Below are 15,879 nucleotides of genomic sequence, written 5' to 3' on the forward strand. Positions count from 1 at the left end.
AAAAAATGTGGGAGCTGGCTTGCCTGCGATAGCGCTGGGTCAATTACCTATGTATTGGCTGACCCGCCGCCATCGCAGGCGAGCCAGCTCCCACAGAGATTGCATTGATCTTGAGTGGGCGTGCCAATTCAGAGTTTGCGTCTGGCGGCGATGCAGGCAAGATGACCTCCTGCATGTAAGAAAACAGGAAGCCTACCGTGACCGAAGCTTTTGTTGTCGTTCAAACCGCCGAAGAGGCCGTGGACCGGCTGGCGGCTCTGCATGAGCGTGCCACCGGCGCGCTCAACCAGGCTCTCAAGCAATACCTCAAGGATCGCGTCGAGCCCGACGCCGCACAACGTGCGCTGTTTCGTTACCCGGAACTGCGCCTGACCTATCACTGCCACGGCGAAGTCCCACAGACCACTCGCGCTTACGCCAAGGTGCAGTTGCCGGGTACCTACAGCGTCACCGTCACCCATCCGGCGGCGTTCCGTAAATACTTGCTGGAACAACTGGTGCCGCTGATGCACGACTTCACCGTGACGGTGGAAGTGGGCGTCAGCCAGCAGAACATCCCTTATCCATACGTGGTGGAGCAGGGCGACGAACTGGCTGGCTCCGGGGTGACCGCCGCGACCCTGGCGCGGGTATTCCCCAGCACTGACCTGTCCGCCGCCACCGATGGCATCGCCGATGGCCTGTATGACTGGGAAAACACCGACCCACTGCCCCTGGCGCTGTTCGATGCGGCCCGCGTGGATTTCTCCCTGCGCCGCCTGGTGCACTACACCGGCAGCGATTGGCGCCATGTGCAGCCGTGGATTCTGCTGACCAACTACCACCGCTATGTCGACCAGTTCATCGTCCATGGCCTGGAGCAGTTGCGCAGCGACCCACGCTTTATCCGCATGGTGCTGCCGGGCAACGTGATCATCGAAAAAGGCATGGACCATGGCGAAGCGTCTGCCATTGCCGCAGGCGTGGTCTGGCACCGTTATCAGATGCCGGCCTACCACTTGCAGGCCAGCGATGGCCACGGCGTGACCCTGGTCAACATCGGTGTCGGTCCGTCCAATGCCAAGAACATCACCGACCACCTGGCGGTGCTGCGTCCCCATTGCTGGTTGATGATTGGCCACTGTGGCGGCCTGCGCCAATCCCAGACCATCGGCGACTATGTGCTGGCCCACGCTTATATGCGGCGTGATGGCATTCTCGACCGCGTGGTGCCGCCGAACATCCCGATCCCGGCCCTGGCCGAAGTGCAGATGGCGTTGCAACAAGCGGCGGCCAACGTCACTGGCGAGAAGGGCGAAGAGCTGAAAAAACGCCTGCGCACCGGCACCGTATTGACCTACGACGACCGCAACTGGGAACTGCGCTGGGCTCAGGAGCGGCCGCTGATCAACCTGTCCCGCGCGGTGGCCGTGGATATGGAAAGCGGCACCATCGCCGCGCAAGGCTACCGCTTGCGGGTGCCTTACGGCACGTTGCTGTGTGTGTCGGACAAGCCTTTGCACAGTGAAATCAAGTTGCCTGGTTCGGCCAACGCGTTCTATGAGCGGGCCGTGAGCCAGCACCTGAAGATCGGCATCGAGGCGGTGGACTTGTTGCGCACCGAGCTCAACTCGTTGCATTCGCGCAAGCTGCGCAGCTTTGACGAGCCGCCGTTCCGCTAAGTAGCGGGGTGGTTATTTAACGGTCAGGCCACTAGCATGGTCGGTCCTGACCGTTAGATATTCCGTTGCCATGTCCCGTCCGCCCCGTCCCGACTCGCGCCGCCCTGGCGTGAAACCTCCCCATGTCGCTGCTCGCCGTGTCGCCAAGGCGCCGCCGGCCGAGCCGAAGTTGATCCTGTTCAACAAACCTTTCGACGTGCTGACCCAGTTCAGTGACGAAGGCGGGCGCGCGACCCTCAAGGACTTCATCGATATCCCGGGCATCTATCCGGCCGGGCGCCTGGATCGGGACAGCGAAGGCCTGTTGCTGCTGACCAATGATGGCCAGTTGCAGGCGCGGATTGCCGATCCCAAGCACAAACTGGCGAAAACTTATTGGGTGCAAGTAGAGGGCGAGCCCACCGAGGAGCATCTGCAACGCTTGCGCGCGGGGGTGGAGTTGAATGACGGCATGACCTTGCCGGCTGAAGCCCGTCGACTGGACGAGCCGGCGCTATGGCCACGCAACCCGCCGGTACGCTTTCGTAAAAACCTGCCGACCTATTGGCTGGAACTGGTGATCCGCGAGGGGCGCAACCGTCAGGTGCGGCGCATGACCGCCGCCGTGGGTTTGCCGACGCTGCGCCTGGTGCGGGTGAAAATCGGCGACTGGTCGATTGAAGGCCTGGGCCAAGGCCAGTACCGCGAAGTGCCGGCGCGCTTATAAAGCCCCGGACTCGATCAGGCCGATGACCACGCTCTTGATGATAAACGCGGCCACGCCCAGGCCCAGCACGAAGAACAGAATCAGCGAGCCAAAGCGCCCGGCCTTGGACTTCTTCGCCAGGTCCCAGACGATAAAGCCCATGAAAATGATCAGGAGGGTGACCAGGCCGGTCATCATCCACTCTTCAAACAGCACGGGGTCAATCGAATTCATTGGGCAGTTTCCGACAAAGGCAGGCGCGAAGTATAAGGCAAGGCGGCAGGTGCAACGTTGACCTGCGTCGGTGCGTCGCACCCAGGTGTCACTGCCTGAGCGCGCTCAAAATGTGGGAGCTGGCTTGCCTGCGGTAGCGGACTGTCAGCTGGCATATCAGCGACTGAAATTTCGCTATCGCAGGCAAGCCAGCTCCTACAGGGGGTTAGTGGTGAGTTTCAGGTGCGCAGGTGAGTCAACGGCAACTCGGTGCTGTTGAGCACCTGGTTCAGCACAAAGCTGGAGCGCACGCTGGTCACGCCTTCGATCCGGGTCAGGTGGCCCAGCAGCAGTTTTTGATAGTGATCCATGTCCGGCACCACCACCTTCAGCTGATAGTCGGCATCCATCCCGGTGACCAGGCTGCACTCCAGCACCTGCGGCAAGGTGCGGATCGCCGCTTCAAAGTTCTCGAAACGCTCGGGTGTGTGTCGGTCCATGCCGATCAATACGTAGGCCGTCAGGCTCAGGCCGAGCATCTTGCGGTCGAGCAGGGCGACCTGGCGTGAGATGTAGCCGTCGTCCTCCAATTGCTTGACCCGGCGCGAGCAGGGTGACGGCGACAGGCCAATCCGCTCGGCCAGCTCCTGGTTGGAGATCCTCGCGTCGCGCTGTAATTCCGCCAAAATACTCAGGTCGTATCGGTCAAGTTTGCTCATGGGGCTGGCCTTTGTCGTAACTATTGCTGCGAATTATCTATCCAGGGTTAAAAATTGCGCAAGCACTGTTTATTGACGCAATCTTCGCAATCATCTACCAGCGCCTCACGCCTATGATTACCAACAGAATCACTGCCCGGACATAGAGTCCACTGCAGCCCGCCCAATCAGGCCGGCTGCGGCCCGCCAACCCCACCGGGTTGCGCCGGCCCCCGGGCTGCACACTGTCCACAAGACGGCGTGAGGTGAGCCAACGTCATAAGCGTTGAGCCAGGACGAAGTTCTCAAGGGGCGACCGACGGGTCGCCCTTTTCTTTTGCCGGCGAAAATTGTGCGGGTGACTGATAACCTGTTGCAGAACCGGGCCCGGCTTTTCCAGTCTCATGCATAGGCCCTAATCCGCAGTGAGGAATAGCATGAAGCCCATCTGGCGTTTGGCAGGTGTAGGTGTGTTGATGGTCACCATGGGTTTTCAGGTGATGGCCGACGAACGAGACAATGCACCCCGCCAGGGCCAAGGCCCGCAGGGTGGTGGGCAGCATGAGCGAGGGCCGGGGAACAACCAGCCGCGCCCGGAACACAACCAGCCCCGCCCGCAAAACCAGCAGGGCGAGCGCGGCGGCCAGAATGGCCAGTGGCAGGCTCGTCCGCAAGGCAATCAAGCCCCGCACCCGGCACCCCAGGCGGGAAGCAATCTGCCGATCCAGGCCCGGCCCGATTCTGTCGGCCAGACCCAGGAGCCGCGCCAGGGCAACTACCGTGACATTCCCCGGCGCAATGATGGCAACCCACATTGGCAAGCTGGCGGCCCCGGCTCGCGTCCTGGCTACGACGGCCACCCCAATGACAACCGCTGGCCAGGCCGCCCCGACGGGCACGGCAATGGCTGGGGCCCGGGCCCGCAGTATCGGCCCGGCTACACGGTGGATCGCTTCCCTGACCGCAATTACCGCGTGCCCTATCGCGGCCAGGACTATTTCTTCTCGGGTGGCTATTGGTATCGCCCCCAAGGCCCGCGCTATGTAGTGGTTACGCCGCCCTATGGGATTCGTGTGCATTACCTGCCGGACTATGCGCGGGAAGTGTGGGTCGGCAGCGCGCTGTTTTTCCTCGCCGCTGGCGCCTATTACAGCTACGAGAGCAGCACCCAGCAGTACGTGGTGGTGCAACCGCCGGTCGCCAGCCTGCCGCCGCAGCCGGCGCCCCAAGGCAACGGCTATGACGTGGTGGCCTATCCCGCCAACGGCCAATCGCCCGCCCAGGTGCAGCAGGACGGTTACGATTGCTATCGCTGGGCGGTGCAGCAGAGTGGCTTCGATCCGCAGGCAGTCACCTACGCGCCTGCGCCGGCGGTGGTGCAAACCTACCGCCAGGCCCAGGGCAACTGCCTGAGCAGCCGCGGGTATCAGGTGACCTACTAGGCCTTGTTCCCGGTGACCACTTCCTGCGGGTCGGCGTGCACCAGCACTTCGGCCCGTGGATAGGCCTGGTGGATGGCATCGGCGGCCTGGTCGCTGATGCCATGGGCCACCGACAGGCTCAACTCTCCCGGTAACTCCAGGTGCAACTGCACAAACCAGTGGTTGCCGGAGATCCGCGTGCGCAAATCGTGGGCGCCCAGCACGCCAGGCACGCCCTGGGCCAGTTCGAGCATGTGCTGGCTGACTTCGGCCGGTAGCTCTTCATCCATCAGCACCGCAAAGCTTTCCCGGGCGATCTGGATCGCGCTCCAGATGATGTAGACGGCGATCCCCAGGCCAAACCAGGCATCGACTTGATGCAAGCCGAAGGCGGCCAGCACCAGCGCCAATAGAATGCTGCCGTTGAGCAGCAGATCCGAACGGTAGTGCAGCGAGTCGGCGCGCACCGCGTTCGAGCCGGTTTCGCGGATGACCCGGTGTTGCAGGATCAGCAGCGCCACGGTCAGCGCCAGCGACAGCACAATCACCGCAATACTCAGCCAGGGCGCACCCACCGGTTCCGGGTGCTGCAAACGCTGGTACGCCTGGAAGGCGATCAACACCGCACTGCCGGCGATAAACAGCGCCTGGGCCATGCCCGCCAGGGATTCCGCCTTGCCATGCCCATAACGGTGATCGTCATCCGCCGGGCGCAGCGCGTAGTGCACCGCCAGCAGGTTGACCAGCGAGGTCACGCCATCGAGCAGCGAGTCGGTCAACCCGGCGAGCATGCTCACCGAACCACTGAGCCACCAGGCGATGGCTTTGCCGACAATCAAGACACAGGCCACGCCGACCGAGGCGCGGGTAGCCAGGCGCAAGAGCCGGGCGTGTTCGGTGCTGGTGCTCATGGGGCGCTCAAATCCTTATGCCGCAGGTTGCAGGCCCAGGGCGGCGAGTTGTTGCACGCTGCCCTTGAACTGGATCAGGCGCGGGTCGTCCAGCGGCAGGCTGCGGCCGGTTTCGTGCTCGATGATGGTTTGCAGCTTGGTGTTATCCACCTTGCCGTCGGCGCCGATGGCTTCTTGCAGTTTTTCGGGGGCCACTTGTGCGGTTTTGCCGGGCTCGAAGTAAATCGCGCCGGTGGCGAAGTCCACGCCAAAGGCGATCAGGCCGGGGATCACATAAAACAGCAAGCCGACCGCATCGAGCACGGCAATTGCCGGGTCGATCTTGCCGTCGATCTGGCCACGGCGATCAGGATAGAAAATCGAACCGCAGGCCGTCAGCTGGCTCAACAGGGTGACGGCCAGAACACCGCCGATGACACGGGAAGCAATACGCATGGGACTCTCCTGAACACTTGTAGGGTGTGACTATAAAGCAGATCTGCCTGGTGCCATCGCTCAAATGTGGGAGCTGGCTTGCCTGCGATAGCGGTGGGTCAATGAACAAATCCGCTACTGGCCCAGCGCTATCGCAGGCAAGCCAACTCCCACATGTGGCCGTATTTGAGCACCTGAGAGACCATCGATATCCAGCCGTTCGCCGTTATACTCGCCGTTCTGCCTTGGAGCCAGTATGAATTCGTTGCCAATCGATGATGTTTTACCCGCCTTGCGTGAAGCCTTGGCGACGCGCCATGAAGCGGTGCTTGAAGCACCGCCCGGCGCCGGTAAAACCACACGGGTGCCGTTGGCGTTGTTGCAGGAAACCTGGCTGGCCGGGCAAACCATCCTGATGCTTGAACCGCGTCGGCTCGCCGCTCGCGCCGCCGCCGAACGCCTGGCCAGTGAGTTGGGGGAGAAGGTCGGCGAAACCGTCGGCTACCGCATCCGCCTGGACAGCAAGGTCGGCCCCAACACGCGGATCGAGGTGGTCACCGAAGGCATCCTCACCCGCCGCCTGCAGGATGATCCTGCGCTGGACGGCGTGGGTCTGCTGATCTTCGACGAATTCCACGAACGCAGCCTCGACGCCGACCTGGCGCTGGCCCTGAGCCTGAACGGCCGCGAGCTGTTTCGTGACGAGCAGCCGCTGAAAATCCTCCTGATGTCCGCCACCCTCGAAGGCGAACGCCTGTCGGGTCTGCTGGGCGACGCGCCGATCCTGCGCAGTGAAGGGCGCATGTACCCGGTGCAGATGCGCTGGGGCCGGCCATTCCAGCCCGGTGAATTTATCGAGCCGCGGCTGGTGCAGACCATCCTTGAAGCCCTGCACGACGAAACCGGCAGCGTGCTGGTGTTCCTGCCAGGGCAGGCGGAGATTCGCCGGGTCAATCAGCAGTTGGCGGACGCCCTCGGTGAGCGCAGCGACGTGCTGCTGTGCCCGCTGCACGGCGAACTCGACCTGACAGCCCAGCGGGCAGCCATCGACCCGGCGCCGGCGGGCAAACGCAAAGTGGTGCTGGCCACCAACATTGCCGAGACCAGCCTGACCATCAATGGCGTGCGGGTGGTGATAGACGCCGGGTTGGCACGGGTCCCGCGTTTCGACCCAGGCAGTGGCATGACCCGCCTCGACACCCAGCGCATCTCCCGTGCCAGTGCCACTCAGCGCGCCGGCCGGGCCGGGCGATTGGAGCCTGGCGTATGTTACCGCCTGTGGTCCGAGGACCAGCATGAAGGGCTGGCGGCCTATGGCAGCGCAGAGATCCTCTCGGCGGACCTGGCCGGCCTGGCCCTGCAACTGACGCGTTGGGGCGTGACGCCGACGCAACTGGTGTGGCTCGATGTGCCGCCCACCGCCGCCTATGCCCAGGCCCAGGATCTGCTTGAGCGTCTGGGCGCGTTGAAGGACGCGAGCTTGACCACCCACGGGCAGAAAATGGCCAGCCTGCCGGCGCACCCACGTATCGCGCATTTGTTGTTGCGCGGTCAGGACCTGGGGTTGGCGAATATGGCCTGTGATGTCGCCGCGTTACTGGGCGAGCGCGACATCCTGCGCGGCGCGGGCGCGGATTTGCACAGTCGCCTGGCATTGCTGTCCGGCGAGGAGCGGGCCCGTGGCACTCAAGGTGGCGTGCAGCGGGCCAGGCAGTTGGCGCGGCAATATCGCGGCTACCTCAGAGGCAAGGCCGAGCAACCGGTGGCCGATCCCGATCATCCGCGCTGGCTGGGTGCCTTGCTGGCGTTGGCCTACCCGGACCGGGTGGCCCAGCAACGCCGCGCCGGCGGCGCTGAGTATCGCCTGGCCAATGGCCGCGCGGCGCTGTTTGCCGAAGCCGACAGCCTGATGAAACAGCCGTGGCTGGTCATCGCCGACCTGGGCAGCCGCCAGGGGCAGCGTGAGGAGCGGATCTACCTGGCCGCCGACTTCGATCCGGCATTGTTCGATTCGGTATTGGCCGAGCAAGTGCGCAGCTTCGATCAGCTGGATTGGGACGAACGCGAAGGTGTATTGCGTGCCGAGCGCCAGCGCAAGGTCGGTGAATTGGTGCTCAGCCGCGAGCCACTGACTGGCCTGGACGAGTCCGCCCGCAGTCAGGCGCTGGTTAACCTGGTGCGACGCAAAGGCCTAGAACTGCTGCCCTGGACCCCGGAACTGCGCCAGTGGCAGGCCCGTGTCACGTTGTTGCGCCAACTGGACGCCGGCAAACCCAGCGAATGGCCCGACGTCAGTGACAGCGCCTTGCTCGCCAGCCTGGAGCGCTGGTTGATGCCGTACCTGGGCAAGGTCTCGCGCTTGAGCCATTTCGCCAACCTGGACATCTCCAGCTTCCTGCACAACCTGTTGCCCTGGCCGCTGCCCCAGCGCCTGGACGAATTGGCGCCCCAGCATTTGAAAGTGCCGTCGGGCTCATTGGTACGCCTGGATTACAGTGAGCAGCCGCCGATTCTCGCGGTGCGCCTGCAGGAGCTGTTCGGCCTGGCCGACACTCCGCGCATTGCCGGTGGGCGGCAGGTGGTGAAGTTGCACCTGCTGTCGCCAGCGCGGCGGCCGGTGCAGGTGACCCAGGATCTGGCGAACTTCTGGCGCAGTACCTACGCCGAGGTAAGGAAGGATCTAAAAGGGCGGTACCCCAAGCATTACTGGCCGGATGACCCGCTGGTGGCGGAGGCGACTGCGCGGATCAAGCCGCGCAAATAATCATGCTTAATATCCAAATGTAGGAGCTGGCTTGCCTGCGATAGCGGTGGGTCAGTTGGTCAGGTTCTGGCTGACAGACCGCTATCGCAGGCAAGCCAGCTCCTACACAAACCCTATTCCACATCCGGTTGTGTGCTGTGGGCTATTGCGCAGCGGGCAGCAGGAACCGCGCAATCACCGGCAGGTGATTGGAAATACGCAACGTATCGTCCTGCCTCACCCGCGCTTCAACCTTCTTCAGCCTAGGGCTATAGAACAGGTAATCCACCGTGCGATCCGGCCCATCGAGGCCCGGGTCGTTGGGGAAGTGGGTCAGCCACTGCGCCCGGTCAATCCCGCTGGATTGGCTGTTGCTGGGGACCATCGGATATTTGTCCCACAGCAGATGCAGTTCACTGTCCGGCGAATACTGCCCGCGTCTGCCGGCGTCCAGGCGTAGGAATTGCCCCAGCGGCAGCAGGTTGAAATCCCCGCCAATCAGCCACGGCGTGCCCCGGCTTTCGAATTTATCCAGCAGCTTGATGGTCGCCTGCACCTGCTCGCGCACCGCGCTGTGGCCGGGTGCGGCGTTGTCCAGGCGAGTGTTGAGCACCGCCAGTTGGCCGCCGTCGCTCAACGGCAGGTAGCTGAGCAGCAACGCAGGCTTGGGCTGGAACTGACGGCTGATCAGGTTGGCCGGGGCCACCGGCAGTTGCAGGCGCTCGGCATGTTCGATCTGGTAGCGGCTGAGGGTCACCAGCTTGCGGCCAACACTGCCGAATATATGCCAGTCGGGCACAAAGTCGGCTTTCCAGTCGAAGGCCTGGACGCTGCACGGATAGAGGTCCACCAGGCGCTCCTGGAGCAGCGCCAGTTGATCCTGGTAATGGGACGGCTTGGCGCCTTCGTCCAGTTCCTGCAGCAACAGCACGTCTGGCTGTTCGTCGCGGATCACCCGCGCCACTTCGTCCAGGCTGGAGGCCATGTCTTCGATAGTGGGGCGCTCGTCCGGGCCGCTGCCGTCGGGGGTGTCGTACCAGAACACGTAGTTTTTGCCGGCCAGGTATTGCACGTTCCAGGTCATCACCTTGAGCGCCTGGCCGGGCAGCAGCGTCGGCGCACGCGGGGCGACACAGCTTACGGGCAAGGTCTCTTTTTCGGCGGGGCGCCAGGTCAGGCTGTAGACCAGGGCGGTCAGCAAGCCTGCGAGGATCAGCAGGCCTACCAGGGTGGTACGCAGTAAACGGGTCATCGGCTCGCCTTATGGCGCTGCTGGACAGGCCCCGAGCATACCCGACCGGTGGCCGGGAGCCCAAGGACCATGTTAGCGGGCGTCGGCATCACCGGCGATCAGCATGAACAGGCGGAACAGCACCACGCTGGTAAACAGCTGCAGGAAGCTGTGGGCACTGTCGATCAGCACCGCCAGCAACGGGTTCTGCGGGTCGGGCCAGGCCGCGACGCTGGCGCCCTTGAGCAGCCACAGCGGGGTCATCACGCACAACAGGCAGACCAGGATGCGCAGGAAATGCCCTCGGGTCAGGCGAAAACTTTCCTTCATCGCCGCCAGCGCCGTCATACCACGCAGTACCAGCAGGTATTCGGCGAAGGCCAGGGTGACCATCAGCCACAGCCCCGGCAGGAAATACAGCGACAGCCCGAGCAGGATCAGCAGGGTGCTCATGGCGGTCAGCAGCGCATAGCGGGGCCACAGGGTCAGCGCCATGGCCAGCACGTCGGCGGTGCGCGGCGACTCGCCACGGCTGCGGGCGTCGAGGAACAGGATCAGGGCGGCGGTGTACAGCGGGTACACCAGCAGGCCGACGATCATGCTGTAGCCGGTAAACGCGTGCGGGCCCAGGGTGCGATCGAGCACTTGTTGCAACACGGCTTCCAGGATCACCAAAGGCAGGCACAACTGTACGATGGCGCCCAGGTTGCGCTGGAAAAAGTAGAAAGAGTCGCGCAGAACGGTCAACGGATTCATCAAAGTCATCACAGGCCAAAAAAGCAGCGGACACTTTAACCGATCACCGACAAACGTAAACCTTGGGTAAAGATCATTGAAACGCCGCAGGCCAGCCCCATTACTGGTGGCGTACCTTGCCCAATGCGGGCGGGACGCAGATTTTTACCGGCAATCTAACGAGGTCGCCATGAACAGCGAAGAGCAAACCCTGATCGATGGACTGTTTTCACGGTTGCAGCAAGCCGAAACGGACTCAGCCCCCCGCGACGCCCAGGCAGAAGCGCGGATCAAGGAGCACATCACTCGCCAACCGGCCGCCGGGTATTTCATGACCCAGGCGATTCTGGTGCAGGAAGCCGCGATCAAGAGCCTGGATGCGCAGAACAAGCAGCAGGCGCAGCAGATCCAGCAATTGCAGGATGAACTACAACGGGCCAGGACAACGCAGCCGGCCACCAGCGGTGGTGGGTTCCTGTCGAGCATCTTTGGCGCCAGCTCCCGCGAGCCGCAACCTGCGACCAGCGCGCCGGCATCGAACGCGGGTGGTTGGCGCGAGCCGACCCGGCCGGGTTTCAACAGCGCGCCTGCGCCGCAACAGAACTATCAGCAACCCCAGCAGGCGGCCCCCGCAGGTGGTGGCTTTCTTGGCGGCGCCCTGAAAACCGCAGCCGGCGTGGCCGGTGGCGTGATGCTGGCCCAAGGCATCAGCAGCCTGTTCAGCCACAACCAGCAACCGCAGGTAGTGGAAGAGATCATCCGCGAAGAGCCGGCGCCTGCCAGTGACAACAGCGGCTGGGGCAATGACAGCGCGGACACCTACGCCGACAGTGGTTATGCCGACGATTCCTCCTTCCTTGGCGACGACGACTCCTTCGTCTGACACACACTGAACCGGGGCGCGCTGTCGCCCCGGTCTGATTTTTCTCGGAAACCTCCTCTTGACTGGCATACTGACGGCCTTTGCGGGCCATCACGTCCCCGTGCCATGAGGATATGCGGTGAAAAAAATAGCAGTGTTCGCCGATGTCCAGAACCTCTACTACACCGTGCGCCAGGCCTACGGCTGCCACTTCAACTACGCCGCCCTGTGGGCTGATATCAGCCAGCGCGGGCAGATCGTCGAAGCGTATGCCTATGCCATCGACCGTGGCGACAGCAAGCAGCAGCAATTCCAGCAGATCCTGCGCAACCTGGGCTTTACCGTGAAGCTCAAGCCGTACATCCAGCGCAGCGACGGCTCGGCCAAGGGCGACTGGGACGTGGGCATCACCATCGACATCATGGACGCCGCCGCCCATGTCGACGAAGTGGTGCTGGCCTCGGGGGATGGCGACTTCGACATGTTGCTCGATCGCATCATCCACAAGCATGGCGTCGAAGCCGTGGCCTACGGCGTGCCGGGGCTGACGGCCAACTCGTTGATTCGCGCGGCCAGCCGCTACGTGCCTATCGAAGGCGCGTTGTTGCTCAAATAGATTTTCAGATGGGGTTGGAACAGGTTTGGAACGTATAGCGGTCATCGACTTTGAAACCACCGGCATCTCGCCGAGCAGCAGTTGCCGGGCCACGGAAATCGCCGTGGTCATCCTGGAGCAGGGCCAGATCGTGGACCGCTACCAAAGCCTGATGAACGCCGGCGTACGCGTGCCGGGGTTTATCGAGCAACTGACCGGCATCAGCAACGCCATGCTGCGCAGCGCACCGCCGGCCGAGCGGGTGATGAACGAGGTCAATGAATTCGTCGGCACTACACCGCTGCTGGCGCACAACGCCGCGTTCGACCAGAAGTTCTGGGACTTCGAGCTGGGCCTGATCCGCCGCACCCGCCTGCAAAAATTCGCCTGCTCGTTGCTCCTGGCCCGCCGGCTGATGCCCACGGCGCCCAACCACAAACTCGGCACCCTGACGTCCTACGCGCAACTGCCCCACACCGGCAAGGCTCACCGGGCGATGGCGGATGCGGAAATGGCGGCCAACCTCACCGCCCACCTGGCCCAGGAACTACGCCGCACCCACGGCTTGCGCGAGCTGTCCCATGATCTGCTGTGCAGCTTGCAGAAAGTACCGGCGGCGAAGATCACTGATCATCTGAAGAAACATCGCGGGTTCTGATCCCAATCCTGAGAACAACCAGGACCAAACTGTGGGAGCCGGGCTTGCCCGCGATGGCGCCCGCTCAGGCACCGCCATTCTTCCCCTCCAAATGCCCCAGCGGCACCCGCCGCGCTATGGCGCTCGACAAGATGATCGAGGTCTTGCTGAAGCCGAACTTCGCCACCCGGTTGATCAGGTTTTCCAGTTCCGGCATCGAGCCCACCGCCGCCTGCATGATCACGCATGGGTCCCCGGTGACTCGGTGGCATTCGGTCAGCTCGGGGATTTCTGCCAGTGCGTCGTACACCTTCTGGCTGCCGTTGTTGGTCAAGCGCAGTTCGATCGTGCACTGGATCGGCAAGCCGATCTTGGACAGGTCCACTTTGGCCTGGTAGCCGGTGATCACGCCGCTGGCTTCCAGCTTGGCCACGCGCTCGGCCACGGCGGGGGCGGAGAGGTTTACGGTGCGGGCCAATTGCGCGTAGGTGGCGCGGCCATCCTCCAGCAGGGCGCTGAGGAGCATGCGGTCGTATTTGTCCATGATAAGGCTCTGGCAATAGGGGGCTTTCGAATACAAGGCTTATAGCCCTGATAACCATGATTTGAAAAGTGTATGGGCGCTTTAAACAGGTTTTGTAACTTATGTTTACGGGCGTGGATTCCTAAAATAGCGATCCCTTGTCCTGCCTCAGAGCTGCCCATGCCTGGCCCACGTCGTTTTCCCTTACCGTTGATCGCCGCTTTTTTTGCGTTGTACGTGATCTGGGGTTCCACCTACCTGGTGATCCGCATTGGCGTGGAGTACTGGCCGCCGCTGATGCTGGCGGGGATTCGCTTTTGTACGGCGGGGGCGCTGATGTATGGCTACTTGCGCTGGCGCGGGGTGCCGGCGCCGACCTGGGCGCAGTGGAAAGCCGCGGGCATGATCGGCATCTTGCTGCTGACCTTCGGTAACGGCGCGGTGAGTGTGGCTGAACACACCGGCGTGACCTCCGGTGTCGCCGCGCTGGCGGTGGCGACGGTGCCGTTGTTTACCTTGCTCTGTGGATATTTCTGGGGCGCGCGTAATACCCGTCTGGAGTGGGCCGGGGTGATTCTGGGGATGATCGGCATCGCCATGCTCAATATGGGCTCCAACCTGCAATCGAGCCCGCTGGGCGCTGGTTTGCTGTTGTTCGCCGCCGCTTCCTGGGCTTTTGGTTCGGTATGGAGCCGGCACTTGCCGTTGCCGCAGGGCGCCATGGCCAGCGCCGCAGAAATGCTGATCGCGGGCGTGGTGCTGTTGATCGGCAGCGCGCTCAAGGGTGAGCACCTTGACGCGATGCCCTCGGTGGAAGGCTGGCTGGCCCTGGCTTACCTGACCGTATTTGGCTCGATCATCGCCTTCAACGCTTATATGTACTTGCTCAAGCACGTGCGTCCGGCAGCGGCCACCAGCTATGCCTACGTCAACCCGGCAGTGGCGGTGTTGCTGGGGATTGTGTTCGTGGGCGAGACCATCGGCCTGGAAGAAGCCCTGGCGATGCTGGTGATTATCAGCGCCGTGTTGCTGATCAGCCTACCCCAGTGGCGCAAGCCGAAGCCGGAAATAAGGTAAACTGCCGCGCATTACGCCCTTGCGCTGAATTTTTCCTACGGTAAACACATGACTTTCGCCACACTTGGCCTGATCGAACCCTTGCTGCGCGCCCTCGAGGCGCTTGGCTACCAGACCCCGACGCCGGTGCAGGCGCAAGCCATTCCGGCGGTGCTGGCCGGTCGCGACCTGATGGCTGCGGCCCAGACCGGCACCGGCAAGACCGCCGGTTTCGCCGTGCCGCTCCTGCAACTGCTGACCCTGGAAGGGCCAAAAGTCACCGCCAACTCGGTGCGCGCGCTGATCCTGTGCCCAACCCGCGAGCTGGCCGAGCAGGTTCACGCCAGTGTTGCCCAATACGCTGAACACCTGCCCCTGACCACTTACGCGGTGTATGGCGGTGTCAGCATCAACCCGCAGATGATGAAGCTGCGCAAGGGGGTCGACGTGCTGGTGGCCACCCCTGGCCGGCTGATCGACCTGTTCCGCCAGAACGCGCTGAAACTCAATCAGCTGCAAACCCTGGTGCTGGATGAAGCCGACCGCATGCTCGACCTGGGCTTCTCCGAAGAGCTGGCGAATATTTACCGCATGCTGCCGAAAAAGCGTCAGACCCTGCTGTTTTCCGCGACCTTCTCCGATGATATCCGCCTGCTGGCCGGGCAGATGCTCAATGACCCGTTGAGCATCGAGGTCAGCCCGCGCAACGTCGCCGCCAACACTGTCAAGCAGTGGGTGGTGCCGGTGGACAAGAAGCGCAAGGCCGAGTTGTTTGTGCACCTGATGCGCAAAGGCAAGTGGAAGCAGGTGCTGGTGTTTGCCAAGACCCGCAATGGCGTGGATGCGCTGGTAGATAAGCTACAAGGCTTGGGGATCAATGCCGACGGCATTCACGGCGACAAGCCACAAGCCACGCGCCAACGTGCGCTGGATCGCTTCAAGGCCAGCGATGTGCAGATCCTGGTGGCCACCGATGTGGCAGCCCGTGGCCTGGATATCGAAGATTTGCCGATGGTGGTCAACTTTGACCTGCCGATCGTTGCCGAGGATTACATCCACCGTATCGGCCGCACTGGCCGGGCCGGCAACACCGGCGAGGCGATTTCCCTGGTATGTGCCGATGAAGTGAACATGCTCTCGGCCATCGAGATGCTGACCCGCCAGACCCTGACCCGCAAAATGGAGCAGGACTTCGAACCGGAACACCGAGTGCCGGACACCGACGCCAGCGGCCAGGTGGTGAAGAAGCCGAAAAAACCGAAGAAGCCCAAGACCTCCGGTGGTGGCGGCAAGCGCAACCTGGGCAAGTGGGTGGAGAGCGGTGACGTTGCGGCAGAGCCATCGATCAAGCCGGTGCGCAAGGTGCCTGTGTTTAATACCGGACCGCGTAAGAAGAAGTAACTTCTTTGGCGCCTGTCAGGGCCTCATCGCAGGCAAGCCAGCTCCTACATTTTGATCTGTGAGTACGTTCAAATGTGGGCGCTGGCTTGCCTG

General features: G+C 62.8%; 16 protein-coding genes. 9 read left to right on the forward strand and 7 right to left on the reverse strand.

What is annotated here, in order from left to right; translation table 11 throughout:
* The first annotated feature begins 197 nt into the window (after positions 1 to 197).
* Positions 198 to 1,661 carry an AMP nucleosidase gene (gene amn / locus HBO11_RS09670; RefSeq protein WP_029292211.1) on the forward strand — a complete coding sequence of 488 codons (1,464 nt, stop codon included), beginning with the start codon at positions 198 to 200 and terminating at the stop codon, positions 1,659 to 1,661.
* Positions 1,662 to 1,731: 70 nt separating this feature from the next.
* Positions 1,732 to 2,367, forward strand: coding sequence for a pseudouridine synthase (locus HBO11_RS09675; RefSeq protein WP_262376926.1), 636 nt, complete (start codon positions 1,732 to 1,734; stop codon positions 2,365 to 2,367).
* Here the strand turns inward: HBO11_RS09675 and HBO11_RS09680 are convergent.
* Positions 2,362 to 2,571 carry a DUF2788 domain-containing protein gene (locus HBO11_RS09680; protein WP_038448064.1) on the reverse strand — a complete coding sequence of 70 codons (210 nt, stop codon included), beginning with the start codon at positions 2,569 to 2,571 and terminating at the stop codon, positions 2,362 to 2,364. The genes HBO11_RS09675 and HBO11_RS09680 overlap by 6 nt on opposite strands.
* Before the next feature lie 227 nt (positions 2,572 to 2,798).
* Complete coding sequence (locus HBO11_RS09685) at positions 2,799 to 3,278, reverse strand: Lrp/AsnC family transcriptional regulator (RefSeq protein ID WP_003176264.1); 480 nt, start codon at positions 3,276 to 3,278, stop codon at positions 2,799 to 2,801.
* Between the two features lie 416 nt (positions 3,279 to 3,694).
* On the opposite strand from HBO11_RS09685, the gene HBO11_RS09690 reads away from it, so the two are divergent.
* Positions 3,695 to 4,699, forward strand: a complete 1,005-nt coding sequence (locus HBO11_RS09690) for a DUF6515 family protein (protein ID WP_170058880.1) — start codon at positions 3,695 to 3,697, stop codon at positions 4,697 to 4,699.
* Here the strand turns inward: HBO11_RS09690 and HBO11_RS09695 are convergent.
* Together HBO11_RS09695 and HBO11_RS09700 are read right to left on the reverse strand one after the other, a co-directional pair.
* Entirely contained in the window at positions 4,696 to 5,589 is an 894-nt protein-coding gene (locus HBO11_RS09695; protein WP_169951167.1) for a cation diffusion facilitator family transporter, read from the reverse strand. The two genes, HBO11_RS09690 and HBO11_RS09695, sit on opposite strands and share 4 nt — an antisense overlap.
* A gap of 15 nt (positions 5,590 to 5,604) precedes the next feature.
* Positions 5,605 to 6,024: a polyribonucleotide nucleotidyltransferase gene (locus HBO11_RS09700; protein ID WP_169951165.1), complete on the reverse strand. Its 420-nt coding sequence runs from the start codon at positions 6,022 to 6,024 to the stop codon at positions 5,605 to 5,607.
* Between the two features lie 235 nt (positions 6,025 to 6,259).
* Here HBO11_RS09700 and hrpB point away from each other — a divergent pair, with 235 nt between their 5' ends.
* On the forward strand, positions 6,260 to 8,767 hold the full coding sequence (hrpB, locus tag HBO11_RS09705; protein ID WP_169951163.1) for an ATP-dependent helicase HrpB: 2,508 nt from the start codon (positions 6,260 to 6,262) through the stop codon (positions 8,765 to 8,767).
* A 142-nt stretch (positions 8,768 to 8,909) separates the two neighbouring features.
* Here the strand turns inward: hrpB and HBO11_RS09710 are convergent, their stop codons facing one another.
* Together HBO11_RS09710 and HBO11_RS09715 are read right to left on the reverse strand one after the other, a co-directional pair.
* Positions 8,910 to 9,998 carry an endonuclease/exonuclease/phosphatase family protein gene (locus HBO11_RS09710; RefSeq protein WP_169951161.1) on the reverse strand — a complete coding sequence of 363 codons (1,089 nt, stop codon included), beginning with the start codon at positions 9,996 to 9,998 and terminating at the stop codon, positions 8,910 to 8,912.
* Positions 9,999 to 10,070: 72 nt separating this feature from the next.
* The gene (locus tag HBO11_RS09715) at positions 10,071 to 10,733 is read right to left on the reverse strand and encodes a YciC family protein (RefSeq protein ID WP_169951158.1); all 663 of its coding nucleotides are present in this window, start codon (positions 10,731 to 10,733) and stop codon (positions 10,071 to 10,073) included.
* A gap of 169 nt (positions 10,734 to 10,902) precedes the next feature.
* Between HBO11_RS09715 and HBO11_RS09720 the strand changes: the two genes are divergently transcribed.
* The 3 genes from HBO11_RS09720 to HBO11_RS09730 all read left to right on the forward strand — a co-directional run bounded on the left by HBO11_RS09720 (position 10,903) and on the right by HBO11_RS09730 (position 12,827).
* Positions 10,903 to 11,595: a DUF2076 domain-containing protein gene (locus tag HBO11_RS09720; RefSeq protein WP_169951156.1), complete on the forward strand. Its 693-nt coding sequence runs from the start codon at positions 10,903 to 10,905 to the stop codon at positions 11,593 to 11,595.
* A 118-nt stretch (positions 11,596 to 11,713) separates the two neighbouring features.
* Positions 11,714 to 12,190 carry an NYN domain-containing protein gene (locus tag HBO11_RS09725; protein ID WP_032861784.1) on the forward strand — a complete coding sequence of 159 codons (477 nt, stop codon included), beginning with the start codon at positions 11,714 to 11,716 and terminating at the stop codon, positions 12,188 to 12,190.
* 25 nt (positions 12,191 to 12,215) lie between these two features.
* Complete coding sequence (locus tag HBO11_RS09730) at positions 12,216 to 12,827, forward strand: 3'-5' exonuclease (protein ID WP_169951154.1); 612 nt, start codon at positions 12,216 to 12,218, stop codon at positions 12,825 to 12,827.
* A gap of 64 nt (positions 12,828 to 12,891) precedes the next feature.
* On the opposite strand, the gene HBO11_RS09735 is transcribed toward HBO11_RS09730, so the two are convergent.
* Positions 12,892 to 13,350, reverse strand: coding sequence for an Lrp/AsnC family transcriptional regulator (locus HBO11_RS09735; RefSeq protein WP_169951152.1), 459 nt, complete (start codon positions 13,348 to 13,350; stop codon positions 12,892 to 12,894).
* A 159-nt stretch (positions 13,351 to 13,509) separates the two neighbouring features.
* On the opposite strand from HBO11_RS09735, the gene yedA reads away from it, so the two are divergent.
* Both yedA and HBO11_RS09745 read left to right on the forward strand, forming a co-directional pair.
* Entirely contained in the window at positions 13,510 to 14,406 is an 897-nt protein-coding gene (yedA, locus tag HBO11_RS09740) for a drug/metabolite exporter YedA (protein WP_169951149.1), read from the forward strand.
* A gap of 48 nt (positions 14,407 to 14,454) precedes the next feature.
* The gene (locus tag HBO11_RS09745) at positions 14,455 to 15,786 is read left to right on the forward strand and encodes a DEAD/DEAH box helicase (RefSeq protein ID WP_169951146.1); all 1,332 of its coding nucleotides are present in this window, start codon (positions 14,455 to 14,457) and stop codon (positions 15,784 to 15,786) included.
* The last annotated feature ends 93 nt before the right edge of the window (positions 15,787 to 15,879 follow it).

This window comes from Pseudomonas sp. WS 5010 (assembly GCF_012985565.1).
GTDB lineage: Bacteria > Pseudomonadota > Gammaproteobacteria > Pseudomonadales > Pseudomonadaceae > Aquipseudomonas.

Bases quoted from the DNA above. Each gene is read 5' to 3' on its own strand.
- HBO11_RS09715 (WP_169951158.1), bottom strand. From the start codon at position 10,733: ATGAATCCGTTGACCGTTCTGCGCGACTCTTTCTACTTTTTCCAGCGC.
- HBO11_RS09695 (WP_169951167.1), bottom strand. From the start codon at position 5,589: ATGAGCACCAGCACCGAACACGCCCGGCTCTTGCGCCTGGCTACCCGC.
- yedA (WP_169951149.1), top strand. From the start codon at position 13,510: ATGCCTGGCCCACGTCGTTTTCCCTTACCGTTGATCGCCGCTTTTTTT.
- HBO11_RS09675 (WP_262376926.1), top strand. From the start codon at position 1,732: ATGTCCCGTCCGCCCCGTCCCGACTCGCGCCGCCCTGGCGTGAAACCT.
- HBO11_RS09745 (WP_169951146.1), top strand. From the start codon at position 14,455: ATGACTTTCGCCACACTTGGCCTGATCGAACCCTTGCTGCGCGCCCTC.
- HBO11_RS09735 (WP_169951152.1), bottom strand. From the start codon at position 13,350: ATGGACAAATACGACCGCATGCTCCTCAGCGCCCTGCTGGAGGATGGC.
- HBO11_RS09700 (WP_169951165.1), bottom strand. From the start codon at position 6,024: ATGCGTATTGCTTCCCGTGTCATCGGCGGTGTTCTGGCCGTCACCCTG.
- HBO11_RS09690 (WP_170058880.1), top strand. From the start codon at position 3,695: ATGAAGCCCATCTGGCGTTTGGCAGGTGTAGGTGTGTTGATGGTCACC.
- HBO11_RS09720 (WP_169951156.1), top strand. From the start codon at position 10,903: ATGAACAGCGAAGAGCAAACCCTGATCGATGGACTGTTTTCACGGTTG.
- HBO11_RS09710 (WP_169951161.1), bottom strand. From the start codon at position 9,998: ATGACCCGTTTACTGCGTACCACCCTGGTAGGCCTGCTGATCCTCGCA.
- hrpB (WP_169951163.1), top strand. From the start codon at position 6,260: ATGAATTCGTTGCCAATCGATGATGTTTTACCCGCCTTGCGTGAAGCC.
- HBO11_RS09685 (WP_003176264.1), bottom strand. From the start codon at position 3,278: ATGAGCAAACTTGACCGATACGACCTGAGTATTTTGGCGGAATTACAG.